This window comes from Jiangella alba (assembly GCF_900106035.1).
GTDB lineage: Bacteria > Actinomycetota > Actinomycetes > Jiangellales > Jiangellaceae > Jiangella > Jiangella alba.
This window is the reverse complement of record NZ_FNUC01000004.1, coordinates 3,121,504-3,139,211: the sequence shown is the minus strand read 5'-3', so window position 1 is coordinate 3,139,211 and position 17,708 is coordinate 3,121,504. Positions and strand designations below refer to the sequence as shown.

Below are 17,708 nucleotides of genomic sequence, written 5' to 3'. Positions count from 1 at the left end.
AGCGGGGCGGGCCTCCATCGGCCCGCCCCGCCAGGGTCAGCGCCCCGAGCGGGACCGCCCACGCCCACTCCGCCGGCCGCCCCGCCAGGGGTGAGCACCCCAGCAGGGCGGGCCGCCCCAGCGGGGGTGAGCACCCCAGCAGGGCGGGCCACACCCTCGCCAGTGGGTCGCCGTCAGTCGAGCAGGTGCTTGAGCGCCCGCTCCATGACGGCGGCCCGCTCGGCCGCGTCCTCGATGCCCTCCAGGCCGAACCCGGCGTAGAGCGTGCCGGGCGTCGCCGTGACGGCCGCCTCCGGGAAGCCGCCGGCCGTCGTGCGGAGGAAGTCGTTGGCGTTCGGCGCGCTCCCTTCGGGCGGGCCGGGCACCTCCCAGCCGCCGAGGTCGGTCTCGAACGACGTGTCGCCGTCGCCGGTGCTGACGGTGATGTCGTCGACGAAGACGCCCAGGCCCTGGACCGCCCAGTCGCTGGCGTAGCTGATCGACAGGTCGACGTCGCCGCCGGCGTACGGGGTGAGGTCGATCGACCATTCCTGCCAGCCGCCGGAGTTGCCCGAGGCGGCGTTCCACGCGCCGGTCGTGCCGGTCGGCAGGCACGTGGTGCCGTCGACGACGGTCTGGTAGTGCTCCAGCCGCGGGTGCAGGGTGTTCCAGCCCGCCGGGCAACTGCCGCCCGCGGTCTCCTGCGACGTGTTCCCGTTCGCGTCCGGCAGCGTGGTCCAGTCGTCGGTGCCGGCCGGTGCGGCCTCGACGAACAGGTGGTCCCAGGCCGCCTCGGTGTCGTACGACGTCCAGAACGACAGCGTCGCGCCGCCCGCGGGCACGGACACCGTGTTCGTCAGCCGCTTGAACGAGACGTCGCCGATCTGCGAGTAGACGTAGAAGTCGCCGGTGTGCGGCTCGAACGGGCCGCCCTCGCGGTCCCAGCGCGCCGCGACCCAGCTGTCGAACTGCGGGTACGTCTCGGGGTCGAGGATGCCGCTGGTGACGACCTGCGAGTTGCTGTGGTCCTGGTTCCCGGCCGGGTCGAACCCCCAGCCCATGCCCTCGAACGGGCCCTCGTCGCCGCCGATGACGTCGAGCAGGCCGTCGTCGGTGGTGCCGGCGTCGTCGACCAGCAGGTAGGCGCCGAGCCAGTACTGCAGCACGTCGTTGGTGAGGTCGCCGGAGCCTGCCAGCACCCGGCACCGCGCCTGCACCGCCGGGTCGGCGGCGCACTGCGCGTTCGCGGCCGTCGGGTCGTAGGCCTGCAGCCCGTGGTTCTGGGTGTACTGGGTGCCGGCGTACTTGCCGGTGTACAGCACCTGGCCGCCCTCGTTGAGGAAGTCGCGGACCTCCAGCAGCTCGTCCATGGCCAGCCGCGACGCGGTGCCACCGGCCCAGCCCGGCTCGCGGGTGACGATGTCGTCGCCGGTGTACCAGACGACGGCGTCGTAGTGCGACAGCACGCCCAGGGCGTCCGGCGCGGTCCGGCCGCGGGCGTCGACGTCGTACACGTCGTAGCCGACGCCGTTCGCCGTCAGCGCCTCCTCGTAGGCGGCCAGGTGGTGCGGGCCGCCGGCCGGCTGCACCGGTGAGGCGCCGGTGTAGTCCTCGGCGGCCAGCACCAGCACGTCGTTCGCGGATTCCGAGACCGCGGTGTAAGTGAACGAGTCGCTGGTCTCGCCGCCGCCCTCGAACCACACCTCGACGGTGTCGCCGGGCTCGGTGCCGGTGACGACGCCGCTCATCACCCGGTAGTAGACGTCGGTGCCGCCGCCGTAGCGGTCGCCGCCGTCCCACTCGTCGGTGGGCGCGCTCTGCACCGGGCCGCCGTCGACGCGGTACCTCACCGTCACGTCGCCGAGGTCGCGCTTGGCCAGCACCCGCACCTCCTGCGGGTCGCCGTAGGAGTAGTCGAAGGTGAAGTCCGCCTGCGGCAGCCCGGCCTTGTAGGTGTCGTCGCTCTGCAGGTAGAACGGCTTCGTCGTGAGGCCCAGGTGCGACACCGGGTCGTCCGGGTCGGCCGCGGACCTCGCGACGTCCATGGCGAACGGCCGCACCTTCTCGAACTCGGCCTGCACCAGCGCCTCGTCGTCGGGGAAGACGAAGCCGCTGCCGGGCACGCCCTCGCCCAGTTCCGGCGTCCACGCGAGGGTGCCGCGCTGGGAGTGCGCGAAGTCGGTGGTCTCGCCGTTGGTCACGTACAGGACGTCCGACGACAGGCCAGGTTCCCAGCCGGCGATCGCCGGGGTGTCCAGGTTGCCCGACAGCGCGAAGTAGATCGGGTCGTCGGCGCTCGGGGTGCCGGTCTGCCAGCCCTCCGGGTACAGCAGCCACTCGCCGGCCGAGTGCCAGTTCACGTGGAAGGCGAAGTCGACGCGGTCGTAGAGCGCCAGCATCGCCTGCGTCTCCGGCTCGGAGCCGGCCTCCGGCCCGCGGTACGTGTCGCTGGAGATCAGCGACGACGAGCCCTCCTCGTCGTACTGGAAGTGCTCGGGGTAGTTGCGGTTCGGGTCGACGCCGTCGAGTGCCGTGGTGGTGCCGTCGCCGTCGTTGTCGCGCAGGTTCTTCCGCCACAGCCGCTCGTTGTCGAACGTGTACTGGTAGCCGTCCGGGTTGGCCACCAGCACGAACCAGTACTCGTTGCGCCGCAGCAGGCTGCGCACGTCGCGGTCGTTGGCCCGCCAGCCGTCGACCAGGCTGGTCAGCATCCGGCGGTTGACCTCGCCGGAGATCCACTCACGTGCGTGCTGCAGCGAGCTGTACAGCACCGCCGGGCGGGTGCCGTCGGCGATGCCGCGGGCGCCCTGGGTCAGCTTGAGCGCGATGATCTCGCGGCCCTCGTACGTCTCGCCGAGCACGACCAGCTTGGCGATCTGCGGGTTGGCCCTCGCCAGGTCGTACAGCTGGTCGCGCAGCCCGCCGTCCTCGTCCCACGAGCGCCAGACGGTGTACCCGGCGGCCGCCTGCCGGGCCGCCGCCTCGGTGGCGCTCAGCCCGTCGGCGTTGCGCTTCACCTCGGCGTCGACGCCGCGGCCGCGCAGCGCCCGCACCTCGTCCTCGGTGAGCACCAGGTCCATGCGGACGCCGGACGCGGTCGGCTCGGCGGCGGTGACGTCGAGGCCGTCGGCGCTGATCTCGGCCGCCTGCGCGGCGGTGACGTCGGCGGTGTAGGCCTCGAGCTCGCCGCCGTCGTCGGCGCCCGCGCCGCTGGTGACCAGCAGCGAGACGCCGAGCCCGAGGGCGACGGCAGCGGCGGTGAGACGGCGGGAGCGACGACGAGATGCGGCCATGCTGGACTCCTTCGTCCGAGGACGACCCCCCTGGCGCGCCCCGCCCGGACCGTAGCGGCCGCGGCCGATCTTGTGAAGCCGCTGGTCCGGACCGCTAAGGAGCAGGCGGGAGCGGACGGCGCCCGGCGAAGCCGAGATCGGCGCGGTGGTACCAGGCCAGCTTGGCGTCGCCCTCGAGCCAGCACAGCAGCACCGGCTCGTCGTCGAGGACGGACGGGAAGTCCAGCAGCACGGGCGCGATGCCCTTGACCTCGACGCCGGACGCGACCACCGCGGACAGCAGTTCGTCGAGGCGGGCCTGCGCGGCCTTCAGCTCCGGCAGCCCGCCCAGCGCGGACGGCGCGCCGCTCTGGACGGCGGCGCCCAGCTCGGCGAGGTCGGCGCGGACCTCGATCAGGGCGTCGAGGGTCGGACGCAGCCGGTCCAGGACGGCGCGCGCCTCGGCGGCGGTGTAGACGTCGCTCATCCCCCGATTCTCCCGGAGCTCAGCCCTGCGGCAGCAGGACGCGCAGCGAGTCGGCCGGGCCGAGGAAGCGGTGCCCGCCCACACAGTGCACAGCGACGTGCTCGACCGGGCCGGAGGTACCGGACAGCCGGCCGCGCGAGGTGACGGTCGCGGGCAGCGCGCATTCGGGGCAGTCGTAGAGCATGGTGCTTTCAGCGTGCCGAGCCGCCCGCGTTGATCGCCACGACTCGTGAGCGGCATCACCTGTGCCATGGGTCACACGGGTTCGGGCGAAACACTTGCGGTGTCAGCATTCGCGGACTTTGCTGGAACCAGCAAGCGCGCATCGGATTGCGCTCGGTCGGGCCGGTGAGGCTGCGCCGGTCCTTGGCGTAGGCGGGAGTCCCATGACCAGAATCACCATGACGGTCGACGGCGTCCGGTACGACGACGACGTCGAGCCACGCACGCTGCTCGTCCAGCACCTGCGCGACCGGCTCGGCAAGGTCGGCACCGTGGTCGGTTGCGACACCAGCAACTGCGGCGCCTGCACCGTCCTGCTGTCCGGCACCAGCGTCAAGAGCTGCTCCGTCCTGGCCGTGCAGGCCGACGGCGCGGACGTCACCACCATCGAGGGCCTGGCCGGCGCCGACGGCGAGCTGCATCCCGTCCAGACGGCCTTCCACGAGCAGCACGGCCTGCAGTGCGGGTTCTGCACGCCGGGCATGATCATGGCCTCGGTCGACCTGCTCACCGAGAACCCCGACCCCACCGACGACGAGATCCGCGAGGGCCTCGAGGGCAACCTGTGCCGCTGCACGGGCTACCAGAACATCGTCCGGGCGGTCCACGCGGCGGCCGAGTCCATGCGCACCAGCGTGCCGTCGACGCCGGAGAGCGCCGAGGCGGCCGAGGGGGTGACGACGTGACGGTCACCGAGCAGCGCCCCTCCGGCGAGGTCGGACGCGACCGCCGCCGCAAGGAGGACGCCCGGCTGATCACCGGCCGCACCTCCTGGACCGACAACCTGTCGCTGCCGGGCATGCTGCACCTCGCCATCCTGCGCAGCCCCATGGCGCACGCGCGCATCACCGGCATCGACGTCACGGCGGCCCGCGGCGCGGCCGGCGTGGTCGACGTCTTCACCGGCCAGGACGTCGCCGACCTCCAGGGCAGCATGCCGTGCGTCTGGCCGGTCACCGAGGACACCGTCCTGCCGGCCTATCCCCCGCTGGCGCTGGACGAGGTCCGGCACGCGGGCGAGCCGGTCGCCGTCGTCGCCGCCCGCGACCGCGCGAGCGCCCTCGACGCGCTGGAGCTGATCGAGGTCGACTACGAGCCGCTGCCGGTCGTGCTCGACATGGAGGCCGCGCTGGCCGACGGCGCGCCCCTGGTGCACGAGGCCAGCGGCACCAACAAGTGCTACACGTGGATCCTCGACTCCGCCCAGGCCGGCACCGGCGGCGACGTCGCCCAGGCCGAGGCCGAGGCGGAGGTCGTCGTACGCCGCCGGTTCATCCAGCAGCGGCTGATCCCGGCGTTCATGGAGCCGCGCAGCACCGTCGTCGACCCCACCGGCGACCAGATCACCATGTGGTCGTCGACCCAGGTGCCGCACATCGCGCGGATCCTGCTCTCGCTCGGCACCGGCGTGCCCGAGCACAAGATCCGGGTCATCGCGCCCGACGTCGGCGGCGGCTTCGGCGGCAAGCTGGAGGTCACGCCCGAGGAGTTCATCGCGTTCGCGGCGGCCCGCAGGCTGAACAAGCCGGTGAAGTTCACCGAGTCGCGGTCCGAGGCCATGCTCTCGGCGCACCACGGCCGCGACCAGATCCAGGACATCACCGTCACCGCCCGCCGCGACGGCACCGTCACCGGCATGTCGGCGAAGCTGCTGGCCAACATGGGCGGCTACCTCGGCATCATCACGCCGGGCATCCCCATCCTCGGCGCGTTCATGTTCGGCGGCATCTACAAGTTCCCGGCCTACCGGTTCGAGTGCACCGGCGTCTTCACCAACACGACGAAGACCGACGCCTACCGCGGCGCCGGGCGGCCCGAGGCCACGTTCGCGCTGGAACGCATCATGGACGAGCTCGCCGCCGAACTGGGCATGGACCCACTCGAGCTGCGCCGTCGCAACTGGATCGACAGCACCGAGTTCCCGTTCACGACGTCGGCCGGGCTCACCTACGACTCCGGCGACTACGCGGCGGCCACCGACCGCGCCATGGAGCTGTTCGGGTACGACGCGCTGCGGCAGGAGCAGGCGGCGCGGCGGGCGTCCGGCGACCCGGTCCAGCTGGGCATCGGCGTGTCCACGTACACGGAGATGTGCGGCCTGGCGCCGTCGCGGGTGCTGGGCCAGCTGCGGTATGCGGCGGGTGGGTGGGAGTCGGCGTCCGTCCGGGTGCTGCCCACCGGCAAGGTCGAGGTCGTCACCGGCACGTCGCCGCACGGCCAGGGCCACGAGACCGCGTGGAGCCAGATCGTCGCCGACCAGCTCGGCGTCGGGTTCGACGACGTCGAGGTGCTGCACGGCGACACCCGCACGTCGCACAAGGGCCTGGACACCTACGGCTCGCGCTCGCTGGCCGTCGGCGGCATCGCGCTGGTCAACGCGTGCCAGCGGGTGGTCGAGAAGGCGCTGCCGGTCGCGGCGCACCTGCTCGAGGCCGACCCCGCCGACCTCGAGTTCACCGAGGGCGAGTTCCGGGTGAAGGGCGCGCCGGGCGCGGCCACGAAGACCATGGCCGACTGCGCGTTCGCGGTGTTCCAGTCGCACGACCTCCCCGACGGCGTCGAGTCCACCCTCGACGCCGACGCCGTCTTCGACCCGGAGAACTTCTCCTACCCGCACGGCACGCACCTGTGCGCCGTCGAGGTCGACACCGAGACCGGCATGGTGCAGGTCCGCTCGTACGTCGCGGTCGACGACATCGGCCGGGTGATCAACCCGCTGATCGTCGAGGGCCAGGTGCACGGCGGCGTCGCGCAGGGCATCGCGCAGGCGCTGTTCGAGGAGGCCCGCTACGACGAGGACGGCAACCTCACCACCGGGACGTTCGTCGAGTACACCATCCCGAGCGCGGCCGACCTCCCGGACATCGTCACCGACCGCACCGAGACGCCGGCGCCCGGGCACCCGCTCGGCGCCAAGGGCGTCGGCGAGGCCGGCACCATCGCCTCGACCCCGGCTGTCGTCAACGCCGTGGTCGACGCGCTGCGGCCGATGGGCATCGACGACGTGCGCATGCCGTGCACGCCGGAACGGGTGTGGTCGACCATCGCGGCGGCCCGCGCCGCGTCGGACGGAGGCGAGGCGCGATGATCCCGGCGGCGTTCGACTACACCAAGGCCGCGTCGGTCGACGACGCCGTCACGGCGTTGGCCGCGGCCGGCGACGACGGCAAGGTGCTGGCCGGCGGGCAGAGCCTGCTGCCGATGCTGCGACTGCGGCTGGCGGCGCCGGCCATGCTGGTCGACCTCGGCGGCCTGGCCGAGCTGCGCGGCGTCAGCGACGACGGCGACGCGCTGCGCATCGGCGCCATGACCACGCACGACGAGGTCATGCGGCATCCGCTGGTGCACGAGCACGCGCCGCTGATCGCGCAGGCCGCCGAGACCGTCGGCGACCGCCAGATCCGGCACCTCGGCACGTTCGGCGGGTCGCTCGCGCACGCCGACCCCGCCGGCGACCTCCCCGGCGTCGCGCTGGCCATGGACGCCGTCATGACGGTGGCCGGCCCGGGCGGCATGCGCGACGTGCCGGCCGGCGAGTTCTTCGTCGACTACTTCACGACGGCGCTCGGCCCCGGCGACGTGCTGGTGTCGGTGCGGGTGCCGAAGCTGACCGGCTGGAGCACGCACTACGAGAAGTTCCACCAGCTGGCGCAGTCGTGGTCGGTCGTCGGCGTGGCGGCGGCGGTGCGGCGGTCCAACGGCAGCATCGCCGAGGCCCGGGTCGCGCTCACCAACATGGGCGTCACCCCGGTCCGCGCCCGCGGCGTCGAGGATGCCCTCCTGGGCGCCCCGGCGACGGCGGACGCGGTGGCGGCCGCGGCCGGTCGCGCCCTCGAAGGCGCGTCGCCGCTGACCGACGGCACCGCGTCGGCGGAGTACCGCACCCAGCTGGCGCCCGTCCTCACCCGGCGCGCCGTCATGGCGGCCGGCGGCGTGTAGCACGGCGTCCGATCGGCGGGAGTCACCTGCAGGCTCCCGCCGATCGGCCCTGCCCCCGGCGCGGGTCCGGCCATCTGTCCGAGCGAGCCTCTAGGATCGGCCTTCACCATCGTCTGGAGGCTCCGCATGCCCGACAGCGTGTTCTTCGCCCTGACGCTCGCCTCGGCCGTGTCCGCCGGGCTGATGGCCGGCGTCTACTTCGCCTGGTCGAGCATGGTCATGCCCGGCCTGCGCCGGCTGCCGCCGGGTGACGCCATCCGGGCGATGCAGAACATGGACGTGGCGCTGATGAACGCGTGGTTCCTCACCGCGTTCGTCGGCTCGGCGATCCTGTCGGCCATCTCGATCGTCTACTCGTTCGCGCGCTGGGGCGAGGAGGAGGCCATCTACCTGCTCATCGCCGGCCTGCTGCTGATCTTCGGCTCCATCGTGCTCACCGGCGGCTACCACGTCCCGCGCAACAAGGCGCTGCACCTCGTCGACCCGGACGGGCCGGAGGCGAAGCAGCGGTGGGAGACCTACTACGCGGAGTGGACGTCGTGGAACCACGTCCGCGCGGTCGCCTGCCTCGCCTCCGCCATCCTGTTCGCCGCCGGACTGGCGGCCGTCGAGTAGGCAGATCTTCTGCCGCACAGACGATTAGCATGGGGCGTGTGACGATCCAGGGCATCGAGGACGACCTCGGCTGGCGGCTCGGCGTGCTGTTCCGGGCCTACTTGCGCGCGGCCGACGCCGCCACGGCCGGCATCCCCGGCGACCACCGCGGGCGCCAGGTGCTCGCCGTCGCCGCCCGGGAAGAGCCGCGCACCCAGTCGGCGCTGGCGCTGCGGCTGGGCATCGACAAGACCGTGCTCACCTACCTGCTCGACGCGCTGACCGAGGCCGGCCTGGTCGAGCGGCACCCCGACCCCGGCGACCGCCGCAACCGCCGCGTCGTCGCCACGGCCCTCGGCCGCCAGTACCTCGCCGAGGCCGACCACCGCATGGCGCTGGCCGAGGACCACGTGCTGAGCAGCCTCGGCGACGACGACCGCGCGACGCTGCGGTCGCTGCTCGGCACCCTGGCCGCCGGCCTGAACGCCGCCGATCCGGTCACCGACCCCTGCCGCATGATGATGGACATCGGCGCCAACGCCTGAGTGTCCGATCCTTACAAGCGCGACCCCGCCCCGGGGTGCGACGCTGACGCGGTGACGTACGCATACCAGGGCACCATGCGCACCCGGCCCGGCCGCCGCGACGAGGTCGTCGCGATCCTGCTCAGTGGCACCGCCGGGCTGCGGGCGGCCGGCTGCCACCTCTACGCCGTCGGCGTCTGCGAGACCGACCCGGACCTCGTCGTCGTCAGCGAGCTGTGGGCGTCGAAGCAGCACCACGACGCCTCGCTCGAGCTGCCGGAGACGAAGGCCGCCATCGCCACCGCCATGCCGATGCTGACCGGCGAGTTCACCGGCGCCGAGGCACGGGTCGAGGGCGGCCTCGGTGTCGACGTGCTCACGGGTGCAGCCGCGCGCCCTTGACGATCTTGTCGACGGCGTTCTTCGGGCCGTGCACCGCGAGGCCGGCGAGGTCGAGGTCGGCCCGCTTCACCGCGCGGACGGCGGCCCGGTTGTCGCGGTCGTTGCCCGTGGTGAACAGCTCGCGGGTGAAGACCGACGGCCGCAGCCCGCGGTCCAGCGCCCGCCCGTGCGCGGCCGTCAGCACGGCGGCGTCGCCGGCGAACACCAGCACCGGCTGACGGAACATCGGCAGGTAGACGGTGCCGTCGGCGTCCTCGTACGGCTCGCCGATCAGCTCCGGGATGGTCCCGGCCAGGCCGCTGACGAGGAACGCCGTCACGTTGAGGCGTTGCCAGACGGGGAGGTCGGCGGCGAGCAGGACGGCGATCTTGGTGGCGAAGCGGATCTCGTCGGTCACCGTTCCAGCATCACGCGGCCGCGGCCGCCGGGTCTTGTACGGTGTTAGCGTGTTCGCCCCCGCCGGCGCGACGGTCCGCGCCTGGCGCCCCGACGTGCCCGGGCTGGCCGAGGTCTTCCACGCCCGGTTCACCCACCACGCCTACCCGGCGCACACCCACACCGCGTGGACGCTGCTCATCGTCGACGACGGCGCCATCCGGTTCGACCTCGACCGCCACCACCACGGCGCCGCCGGGTCCGCCGTCACGCTGCTGCCGCCGCACGTCCCGCACGACGGCCGGGCCGCGACGCCGGCCGGGTTCGGCAAGCGCGTGCTGTACCTCGACCCCGGCCTGCTCGGCGACGACCTCATCGGCGCCGCCGTCGACCACCCCACGTTCACCGACCGGCAGCTGCGGTTGCGCGTGCACCAGCTGCACCGGGCGCTGGAACGGCCCGGCGACGTGCTCGAGGCGGAGAGCCGCCTGACGCTGATCGGCGCCCGCATCGCGGCGCAGCTCTCGCCCGGCGCGACGCCGGGCCGCCAGGCGCCCGGGCTGGCCGGGCGGCTGCGCGAGCTGCTCGACGCGAACGTCGCCGACGGCGTCACGTTGCGGGCCGCGGCCGCGCAGCTGCACGCCCACCCGACCCACCTGGTCCGTTCGTTCACGGCCGCGTTCGGCCTGCCGCCGCACCGCTACCTCACCGGCCGCCGGGTCGAGCTGGCCCGCCGGCTGCTGCTGGCCGGGCAGCGCCCGGCCGCCGTCGCCACCGCCGCCGGGTTCTACGACCAGGCGCACCTGACCCGGCAGTTCCGCCGCTACCTCGGCGTCAGCCCGGGCGCGTACGCGAGGGGTTGACCTGGAGCGCGCTCGAACTGGCAGCGTGGCGGCATGACTGTGACGACACGCACACTGGGCCGCAGCGGCATCGAGGTCAGCGCCCTCGGCATGGGCTGCTGGGCCATCGGCGGGCCGTTCTGGGCCGGCGACCAGCCGTGCGGCTGGGGCGAGGTCGACGACGACGAGTCCGTGGCGACCGTCCGGCGGGCGGTCGAGCTGGGGGTGACCCTGTTCGACACGTCGGACGCGTACGGCACCGGGCACAGCGAGCTGATCCTGGGCCGCGCGCTGGCCGGGCGGCGCGACGACGTCGTCATCGCGACCAAGTGGGGCAACACCATCGACCCCGCGACGCGGCAGCTCACCGGCACCGACCCGTCGCCGGCGTACCTGCGCCGCGCGCTCGAGGGCTCGCTGACGCGACTGGGCACCGACCGCGTCGACCTCTACCAGCTGCACCTCAACGACCTCCCGATCGCCGTCGCCGCCGACCTGCTGGGGACGCTGGAGGAGCTGGTCGCCGAGGGCAAGCTGCGCTGGTACGGCTGGAGCACCGACCACGCCGACCGCGCCGCCGCCTGGGGCGCGGCCGGCCCGCACTGCACCGCCGTCCAGCACGCCTTCAACGTCCTGCACGACGCCGCCGAGGTGCTGGCCGCCTGCGAGGCGCACGGCCTCGCCAGCCTGAACCGCAGCCCGCTCGCGATGGGCCTGCTCACCGGCAAGTTCACCGCGTCGTCGACACTCGGGCCGGACGACGTGCGCGGCATCGCGCCGGACTGGCTGCGGTACTTCCGCGACGGCCGGCCGGTGCCGCTGTGGCTGGACCGGGTCGCCGCCGTCCGCGAGGTGCTGCGCAGCGGCGGACGGACCCTGGCGCAGGGGTCGCTGGCGTGGATCTGGGCGCGCAGCGGCGCGACCATCCCGATCCCCGGCTGCCGGACCGTCGCGCAGGCCGAGGAGAACGCCGGCGCGCTGGCGCACGGGCCGCTCGCCCCGGCCGAGCTGGCCGAGGTCGAGCGGCTGCTGGCGGACCTGCGCGCGGAGCCCGTCGCCGCGATGTGAGCGTCAGCCTCCGCCGACGACCTGCCGGACCTCCATGCCCCAGCGGCACGCGTCGGGCCAGCGGGCGGCGATCTCGACCGCCCGCTGCTCCGACGCCACGTCGACGGTGAGGTAGCCGGCGAACTGCTCCTTGGCCTCCAGGTACGGCCCGTCGGTGACGACCGCCGCGCCGTCGCGCACCCGCACCGTCTTCGCCCGGGCCGCGTCGGCCAGCCCTTCGCCGGCGACCCACTCGCCGGACTCCTGCAGCTCCTTCATGATGACGTCGACCTGCCCGAAGACGGCCGACTTCTCGTCCTCGGTCATCGCCTCGAACGCGGCGGCGCTGTTGTAGATGAGCAGCATGTACTTCACTGTGTGACCCTTCGTGCTCCGGCGTCCTGGCTGGACACCGTTCGGGCGAGACGTCGGAGCCGGCGCTCGCTTCTCGACATGGCGTCCATTGTCGGTGCCGATGGGTAACGTCACCCGTGACGAGAGAAGGGATCCGACATGTTCGAGAAGACCAAGGCCTTCAGCGGCTTCTCGGTCGACGACATCCCGGCGGCGAAGCGGTTCTACGCCGAGACGCTCGGCCTGGAGGTCAGCGAGGCCAACGGCATGCTCACGCTGCACATCGCCGGCGGCAACGGCGTGCTCGTCTACCCCAAGGGCGACGCACACACCCCGGCGTCGTTCACCATCCTCAACTTCCCGGTCGACGACATCGACGCCGCCGTCGCCGAGCTCACCCGCCTGGGCGTCGAGTTCCTGCGCTATCCCGACATGCAACCCGACGCGACGGGCGTCCACCGCAACGCCGGCCCGCCCATCGCGTGGTTCACCGACCCGGCCGGCAACGTGCTGTCGGTCCTGCAGGAGTAACAGCACACGAAGGGTCCGGCTCCCCCGGAACCGGACCCTTCGTGTCCTGCGCCGCCTCGTCCACCCCCGTCACGGGACGAGCGGCCCCAGGACGCTGGAGCGCTGCGGCGTCACCTGGCGACCACCACCGCATCCGGATCATCCCCACGCCCGCGCGAGGCGCTCTTCAACCAGCCGAGCGGCCAGCTCTTGCGCGACCTGGTGGGACGCCGTCGCCTGTGCCTGCCCTTCATCGTTCCTCCCTTGTGGGTGGGAATGACCCCCGAGAAGCGGTGACACAGCCGCTCAGGGCCAGCGTGATGCCGGTTGCCCCTGAGCGGGACTCCAGTGTTCTGTTGTGACTCCACTATGACACTCGCTGTTACACGAGTTCAAGAGAAATGGAGATTTTGATTTCTGGCCCCCGGGTAAGCGGATCGACGCATGATGACAGGTAAATTACTGGCTGTCTTGACGTAGATCAAGACTGTTGTGGCGTCGTTGTGTGCATTACCGTGAAGTCACGGCGCCGCCTGCGCCGGAGCACGGCCGACGTGCGAACTCGAGCGGGATGTGAGGCCGATGTCCCCCATCGAAATGGCCCGCGTCGTGGCGGTCGTCGTGTTCCTGGCCGTGGCCGTGTATTCCGCCGCTCGATTCGCTTGGTCGGTGACACGACGGGGTCCGCGCACCGGCCTCCTCGCGGCGGACGTGCCCGACCTCTCGCACGCGCTCATGGGCGTCGCGATGGCGCTGATGGTCAGTCCGGCCGGCGCGGCGGTGCCGCCGGTCCTCGGCATCGCCGCGTTCACCGTGCTCGCCGCCTGGTTCGGCGCCCGGTTGCGTCACGACGGACTGCTGAGCCGGGCCGCCCTGCCCGCGGTCGCCGGCGGACCCGGCGGCACGTGCGGCTGCGGCACGCCCCCGAACCCCTACATCGACGAGCTCGGCCGGACGGGGGCCGCGTTCGGCGATGCGCGGCGCCCCGATCCGGCCGGCCGCCCGGCCCCGGTCAGCCGTCTCACCGATCTCGGCCACCGAGACCACCGCGACGGCCACGACGGCGGCCACAGCGGGTACCACCTGCACCATCTCGTCGGCTGTGCGGCGATGGTGGTCATGTACCTGACCGGCCACGGCGCGCTCGCCGCCCACGCCGTCGCCGCTGCCGCCGCCACGGAGGCCGGCACCGGCGCCACCCCGGCCGCCGTCGCGCTGGACCTGCACGGGGCACATGCCGGCCTGCCTGCCCTGGCCGCGCTGTGCTGGGCGTTCGGCCTGTACTTCCTGGTCGCCGCCACGTCGCTGGGGTTCCGGGTCGGCGAGCGCACGCCACCCGAACCGCCACCCGCGCGGCCGCCCCGCCCTACGACCGCGCGAGTGCTGACGTCGCAGGCCGGAGCGTGCGCGACCGAGGTGGCCCTGAGCGCCGGCATGGCGGTGCTCTTCTTCAGCGCCCTGTGACACTTGACCATTGACCTCTCCATGACTTTCGGTCCCAGCCGTTGTCCAGGTGAACTCCCGGAAAAGTCAATTCCGACATACCTGTACATGACAGGATGATGACTGTATGTTGAGGCATCTCGTCGAACCCCGACGAACTGTCTCATCAGGGAGGAATGGGCAATGAGGAGACCCGTCATTCGATCTCTCCTGGCCGGAGCCGCACTCGTGGTGTCCGGCATCGCTGCCACTCCGGCGCTGGCCGGAACGGATGTCACGACGGCCACCGCCGACGGCATCCGGGCGTCCGAGGTCGTGCACCAGGAACTGGCGACGACACGGGCACAGCAGCGGGCGGCGGAGGCCTATTGGACGCCCGAGCGCATGCGGGCGGCCATCCCGGCCGACGTCATCGTCACCGGCGACGCGAGCACCGCGTCGCCGAAGAAGCGCGACTTCGCGCCGGCCGCCGTGCCGGAGAACCCGCGCTCGCAACTCGGCAAGGTCTTCTTCACCATCGGCGGCACCGACTACGTCTGCTCCGGCACCGCCACCACCAGCTCCAACGGCGACGTCGTGACGACGGCCGGGCACTGCCTGCACGAGGGCGGCGGTGGCGCGTTCGCGTCCCAGTTCACCTTCGTGCCCGCGTACGACAACGGCTCGGCGCCGTACGGCCAGTGGTCGGCGTCGGACCTGTTCACGTCCAGCGGCTGGGCCAACAGCGGCGACTTCAACGTCGACGTCGGCTTCGCGGTCATGAACGAGAACTCGTCCGGCCAGAGCCTCACCAGCGTGGTCGGCTCGCACCCGATCGCCTTCAACCTGGCCCGCGGCCTGAGCTACACGTCCTACGGCTACCCGGCGGCCGCCCCCTTCAACGGGCAGCGGCTCTACTCGTGCAGCGGCACCGCCCGCAACGACCCGTCCGGCCTGCAGACACAGGGCATCACCTGTGACATGACGGGCGGCTCGTCCGGCGGCGGGTGGCTCACGAGCAACCGGCTGAACTCGGTCAACAGCTACAAGTACAACAACGACCCGAACACGATGTACGGGCCGTTCTTCGGCAGCACGGCGCAGTCCGTCTACAACGCGGCCGCCGCGGCCTGACGGCCGGCCCGAGGGGTGTCGCCGCGCGCGGCGGCACCCCTCGGGCCGCAGTTGATCGGCGGACGGGTGCGCACTGGCGCCGTCTAAGGCTCGTCGGTGAGGTAGCGCTGCAGCGTGGGCCCGACGCGGTCGACCAGCTCGTCGCGGCTCATCGCGGCGACCGGGGGGAACGCCAGCAGGTAGCGGCACAGCGCGAGCCCCAGCACCTGGCTGGCGGCGAGCCCGGCCCGGCGCCCGGCGTCGTCATCGTCGGTGGTGAAGCGGCGCACCATGGGCAGCAGCTGCGCGGTGAAGATCGAGCGCATGCGCTCGGCCGCGTCGGGGTTGGTGACGCCCGAGCGCAGCAGGACCATGAGGCCTTCGTCGCCCTCCCACCGGTCGAGGAAGTGCGCGACCAGCCGCCGGCCCATCTCGGCGCGGGGCGTCGCCGCGAGGTCGGGCAGGTCGAGATCGAAGTGCGCGGCCGCGGCGAACAGCTTCTCCTTGGAGCCGTAGTAGCGCATGACCATCGACGGGTCGATGCGGGCGTCGGCGGCGATGGCCCGGATGGTGGCCCGCTCGTAGCCGTCGGCCGCGAACCGCTCGCGGGCCGCGGCCAGGATGATCGCCTTCGTCTCCTCCGAGCTGCGTCTCACGCCGCCGAGCTTAGACCAACAGGCGTTTGCCAACAACTGTTGACTTAACTGCGGACCCGTGCGTACGGTGATGCCAACGCTCGTTGACCAACGATTGTTGACAAGGACGGCATCATGATTCCCACCACCACCGACGTCCTCGTCGTCGGCGCCGGCCCCACCGGGCTCACCCTCGCGACGGTCCTCGCCGAGCACGGGCAGCACGTCCTCATCGTGGACGGCCGAGCGGCCGCCGACACCACGTCGCGCGCGGCGGTCGTCCACGCGCACACGCTGGAGGCACTCGAGCCGTACGGCGTGAGCGACCGGCTGACCGCGCTGGGCATCCACGCACCGCGCTTCACCATCCGCGACCGCGACCGCATCTTGGTGCCGGTGCCGTTCGACCGGCTGCCGACGGCCTATCCGTACACCCTCATGATCTCGCAGGCGGTCACCGAGCGGGTGCTGCTCGACCGGCTCACCGAGCTCGGCGGCCAGGTGCTGCGGCCGCACCGGCTGACGGCCCTCGAGCAGGCCGGCGACGGGGTCGTGGCCACGTTCGCCGACGGAGCGCAGGTCCGGGCCGGTTACGTCGTCGGCGCCGACGGCATGCACAGCATCGTCCGCGAGCAGGCGGGCATCTCGTTCGACGGCGACGCCTACGACGAGTCGTTCGTGCTCGCCGACGTCCGGCTGACCGGCGGCGCACCGGACGACGAGGTCATCCTGTACTTCTCCCCCGCCGGAATGGTGGTCGTCGCTCCCCTGCCCGGCGGCATCCACCGCATCGTCGCCACCGTGGCCGACGCACCGGAGCATCCCGACGCGGCCTTCGTCCAGCAGCTCCTCGACACCAGGGGCCCGCGCGCCGAACGTGCCGAGGTCCGCGACGTCGTCTGGAGCTCGCGGTTCCGGCTGCACCACCGCGTGGCCAGCGCCTACCGCCGCGGCCGGATCCTCCTGGCCGGCGACGCGGCACACGTGCACAGCCCGGCCGGCGGCCAGGGCATGAACGCCGGCATCACCGACGCGGTCGCGCTCGGCGTCCGCCTGCACGAGGTGCTCGACGGCGCCTCCGACGAGGTGCTGGATGGCTACGAGTCGGACCGCAGGCCGATCGCCACCGAGATCGTCGCCCTCGCCGACCGGCTCACTCGGCTGGCCACCGCCGGGCCGGCGGCGCGGCCGGTGCGCAACGTGGCGCTGCGCCTGCTCGGCACCGTGCCCGCCGTCCGCGACCGGCTGGCGCGCCGGCTGTCCGGCCTGGCCTACCGCTGATCCCCCAGGAGACATCCCGATGCGCATCGTCAACGAGCACCTCAACCCCGCACCCGCGGAGCTCGAGCCGCCCACGGAGTCGGGCTACCTGCTGCTGGCCGCGGAGATCGACCGGCGACGTCGTGCGCGCGACGGTCTTCCGGGGCTTCGCCCACCTGGTCTTCGGCGAGAACCACCGGCTGCTGCGGCGCGCCGTCACGTCCGGCCGGCTGCGCGCCCGGGCCCGCTACGACGTCGTCGTCCTGGTCGAGACGGTGTCGCCGCGCGCCGCCGAGGACCTGCGCGACCACGCCGCCTACCAGCAGCTGGCCGGCCGGGTGCGCCGCGCGGCCCGGCGGACGTTCGAGTTCGCCGCCGCCAGCCCGCGGAGCATGGGCGACGTCGAGACCGGACGGCCCGGCGTGTTCCTGTTCAACTTCTTCTACGCCGACGACGAGCGCGACCTCGTCCCCGTCTGGGAGTACACCGCCGGCTGGTGGAACGTCGCGACCGGCCTGGACAACTCGCGGGTGCTGGCACCGCTGGACGGTGAGCCGCGCGACTACGGCATCGTCAACCACTGCCGGTGGGACCGGCTGCGCGACGTGGCGCCGAAGATGCTGGTCAGGTCGTCGTTCCGCCGGTTCGTCCTGGCCAACTTCGCCGCGAACGGCATCTCCGCCCAGCCGATGCTCTACCGGCTGGCCTGACGGATCAGTGTGCGGGCACCC

19 protein-coding genes are annotated in these 17,708 nt (G+C 72.7%); 13 read left to right on the top strand and 6 right to left on the bottom strand.

The window, feature by feature from the left end; all coding sequences use genetic code 11:
* Window positions 1-173: 173 nt before the first annotated feature.
* The 3 genes from BLV02_RS32465 to BLV02_RS36905 form a co-directional block, all read right to left on the bottom strand.
* Window positions 174-3,272, bottom strand: a complete 3,099-nt coding sequence (locus tag BLV02_RS32465; protein ID WP_069113750.1) for a M14 family metallopeptidase — start codon at window positions 3,270-3,272, stop codon at window positions 174-176.
* A 94-nt stretch (window positions 3,273-3,366) separates the two neighbouring features.
* Window positions 3,367-3,738 (bottom strand): DUF2203 domain-containing protein, encoded by a 372-nt coding sequence (locus BLV02_RS32460; protein WP_069113751.1) that lies wholly within the window; start codon window positions 3,736-3,738, stop codon window positions 3,367-3,369.
* A 19-nt stretch (window positions 3,739-3,757) separates the two neighbouring features.
* Complete coding sequence (locus BLV02_RS36905) at window positions 3,758-3,922, bottom strand: hypothetical protein (protein WP_171906839.1); 165 nt, start codon at window positions 3,920-3,922, stop codon at window positions 3,758-3,760.
* Between the two features lie 202 nt (window positions 3,923-4,124).
* Between BLV02_RS36905 and BLV02_RS32455 the strand changes: the two genes are divergently transcribed.
* The 6 genes from BLV02_RS32455 (at window position 4,125) to BLV02_RS32430 (ending at window position 9,419) form a co-directional block, all read left to right on the top strand.
* Window positions 4,125-4,646 (top strand): (2Fe-2S)-binding protein, encoded by a 522-nt coding sequence (locus BLV02_RS32455; protein ID WP_074946857.1) that lies wholly within the window; start codon window positions 4,125-4,127, stop codon window positions 4,644-4,646.
* Entirely contained in the window at window positions 4,643-7,048 is a 2,406-nt protein-coding gene (locus BLV02_RS32450; RefSeq protein ID WP_069113752.1) for a xanthine dehydrogenase family protein molybdopterin-binding subunit, read from the top strand. The genes BLV02_RS32455 and BLV02_RS32450 overlap by 4 nt, the downstream gene beginning before the upstream one ends.
* Window positions 7,045-7,899 (top strand): FAD binding domain-containing protein, encoded by an 855-nt coding sequence (locus tag BLV02_RS32445; RefSeq protein WP_069113805.1) that lies wholly within the window; start codon window positions 7,045-7,047, stop codon window positions 7,897-7,899. The genes BLV02_RS32450 and BLV02_RS32445 overlap by 4 nt, the downstream gene beginning before the upstream one ends.
* Window positions 7,900-8,025: 126 nt before the next feature.
* Window positions 8,026-8,514 (top strand): anthrone oxygenase family protein, encoded by a 489-nt coding sequence (locus BLV02_RS32440; protein ID WP_069113753.1) that lies wholly within the window; start codon window positions 8,026-8,028, stop codon window positions 8,512-8,514.
* Window positions 8,515-8,552: 38 nt separating this feature from the next.
* Window positions 8,553-9,038, top strand: coding sequence for a MarR family winged helix-turn-helix transcriptional regulator (locus BLV02_RS32435; protein ID WP_171906840.1), 486 nt, complete (start codon window positions 8,553-8,555; stop codon window positions 9,036-9,038).
* A 51-nt stretch (window positions 9,039-9,089) separates the two neighbouring features.
* Window positions 9,090-9,419, top strand: a complete 330-nt coding sequence (locus tag BLV02_RS32430) for a putative quinol monooxygenase (protein WP_069113755.1) — start codon at window positions 9,090-9,092, stop codon at window positions 9,417-9,419.
* On the opposite strand, the gene BLV02_RS32425 is transcribed toward BLV02_RS32430, so the two are convergent.
* Window positions 9,394-9,816 (bottom strand): DUF2000 domain-containing protein, encoded by a 423-nt coding sequence (locus BLV02_RS32425; RefSeq protein WP_069113756.1) that lies wholly within the window; start codon window positions 9,814-9,816, stop codon window positions 9,394-9,396. The genes BLV02_RS32430 and BLV02_RS32425 overlap by 26 nt on opposite strands.
* 49 nt (window positions 9,817-9,865) lie before the next feature.
* On the opposite strand from BLV02_RS32425, the gene BLV02_RS32420 reads away from it, so the two are divergent.
* A complete protein-coding gene (locus BLV02_RS32420; RefSeq protein WP_069113757.1) occupies window positions 9,866-10,657 on the top strand; it encodes a helix-turn-helix transcriptional regulator in 792 nt (263 codons plus the stop codon).
* Window positions 10,658-10,690: 33 nt separating this feature from the next.
* Window positions 10,691-11,704: an aldo/keto reductase gene (locus BLV02_RS32415; RefSeq protein WP_069113758.1), complete on the top strand. Its 1,014-nt coding sequence runs from the start codon at window positions 10,691-10,693 to the stop codon at window positions 11,702-11,704.
* A gap of 3 nt (window positions 11,705-11,707) precedes the next feature.
* Here the strand turns inward: BLV02_RS32415 and BLV02_RS32410 are convergent, their stop codons facing one another.
* Window positions 11,708-12,049, bottom strand: a complete 342-nt coding sequence (locus tag BLV02_RS32410; protein ID WP_216094454.1) for a YciI family protein — start codon at window positions 12,047-12,049, stop codon at window positions 11,708-11,710.
* A gap of 147 nt (window positions 12,050-12,196) precedes the next feature.
* Between BLV02_RS32410 and BLV02_RS32405 the strand changes: the two genes are divergently transcribed.
* The 3 genes from BLV02_RS32405 (at window position 12,197) to BLV02_RS32395 (ending at window position 15,103) form a co-directional block, all read left to right on the top strand.
* Window positions 12,197-12,568: a VOC family protein gene (locus BLV02_RS32405; RefSeq protein WP_069113760.1), complete on the top strand. Its 372-nt coding sequence runs from the start codon at window positions 12,197-12,199 to the stop codon at window positions 12,566-12,568.
* 561 nt (window positions 12,569-13,129) lie between these two features.
* Window positions 13,130-14,011: a DUF5134 domain-containing protein gene (locus BLV02_RS32400; protein WP_083289042.1), complete on the top strand. Its 882-nt coding sequence runs from the start codon at window positions 13,130-13,132 to the stop codon at window positions 14,009-14,011.
* A 162-nt stretch (window positions 14,012-14,173) separates the two neighbouring features.
* The gene (locus BLV02_RS32395) at window positions 14,174-15,103 is read left to right on the top strand and encodes a trypsin-like serine peptidase (protein ID WP_069113762.1); all 930 of its coding nucleotides are present in this window, start codon (window positions 14,174-14,176) and stop codon (window positions 15,101-15,103) included.
* A gap of 83 nt (window positions 15,104-15,186) precedes the next feature.
* Here the strand turns inward: BLV02_RS32395 and BLV02_RS32390 are convergent, their stop codons facing one another.
* On the bottom strand, window positions 15,187-15,738 hold the full coding sequence (locus BLV02_RS32390; protein ID WP_069113763.1) for a TetR/AcrR family transcriptional regulator: 552 nt from the start codon (window positions 15,736-15,738) through the stop codon (window positions 15,187-15,189).
* A 114-nt stretch (window positions 15,739-15,852) separates the two neighbouring features.
* Between BLV02_RS32390 and BLV02_RS32385 the strand changes: the two genes are divergently transcribed.
* Entirely contained in the window at window positions 15,853-16,998 is a 1,146-nt protein-coding gene (locus tag BLV02_RS32385; protein WP_069113764.1) for an FAD-dependent oxidoreductase, read from the top strand.
* Between the two features lie 122 nt (window positions 16,999-17,120).
* On the top strand, window positions 17,121-17,687 hold the full coding sequence (locus tag BLV02_RS32380; protein ID WP_069113765.1) for a hypothetical protein: 567 nt from the start codon (window positions 17,121-17,123) through the stop codon (window positions 17,685-17,687).
* Window positions 17,688-17,708 lie beyond the last annotated feature (21 nt).

Excerpts from the sequence above, each read along its gene's own strand:
- BLV02_RS32410 (WP_216094454.1), bottom strand. The coding sequence starts at position 12,049 with ATGCTGCTCATCTACAACAGCGCCGCCGCGTTCGAGGCGATGACCGAG.
- BLV02_RS32465 (WP_069113750.1), bottom strand. The coding sequence starts at position 3,272 with ATGGCCGCATCTCGTCGTCGCTCCCGCCGTCTCACCGCCGCTGCCGTC.
- BLV02_RS32455 (WP_074946857.1), top strand. The coding sequence starts at position 4,125 with ATGACCAGAATCACCATGACGGTCGACGGCGTCCGGTACGACGACGAC.
- BLV02_RS32460 (WP_069113751.1), bottom strand. The coding sequence starts at position 3,738 with ATGAGCGACGTCTACACCGCCGCCGAGGCGCGCGCCGTCCTGGACCGG.
- BLV02_RS32405 (WP_069113760.1), top strand. The coding sequence starts at position 12,197 with ATGTTCGAGAAGACCAAGGCCTTCAGCGGCTTCTCGGTCGACGACATC.
- BLV02_RS32415 (WP_069113758.1), top strand. The coding sequence starts at position 10,691 with ATGACTGTGACGACACGCACACTGGGCCGCAGCGGCATCGAGGTCAGC.
- BLV02_RS32445 (WP_069113805.1), top strand. The coding sequence starts at position 7,045 with ATGATCCCGGCGGCGTTCGACTACACCAAGGCCGCGTCGGTCGACGAC.
- BLV02_RS32395 (WP_069113762.1), top strand. The coding sequence starts at position 14,174 with ATGAGGAGACCCGTCATTCGATCTCTCCTGGCCGGAGCCGCACTCGTG.
- BLV02_RS32385 (WP_069113764.1), top strand. The coding sequence starts at position 15,853 with ATGATTCCCACCACCACCGACGTCCTCGTCGTCGGCGCCGGCCCCACC.
- BLV02_RS32440 (WP_069113753.1), top strand. The coding sequence starts at position 8,026 with ATGCCCGACAGCGTGTTCTTCGCCCTGACGCTCGCCTCGGCCGTGTCC.
- BLV02_RS32400 (WP_083289042.1), top strand. The coding sequence starts at position 13,130 with ATGTCCCCCATCGAAATGGCCCGCGTCGTGGCGGTCGTCGTGTTCCTG.
- BLV02_RS36905 (WP_171906839.1), bottom strand. The coding sequence starts at position 3,922 with ATGCTCTACGACTGCCCCGAATGCGCGCTGCCCGCGACCGTCACCTCG.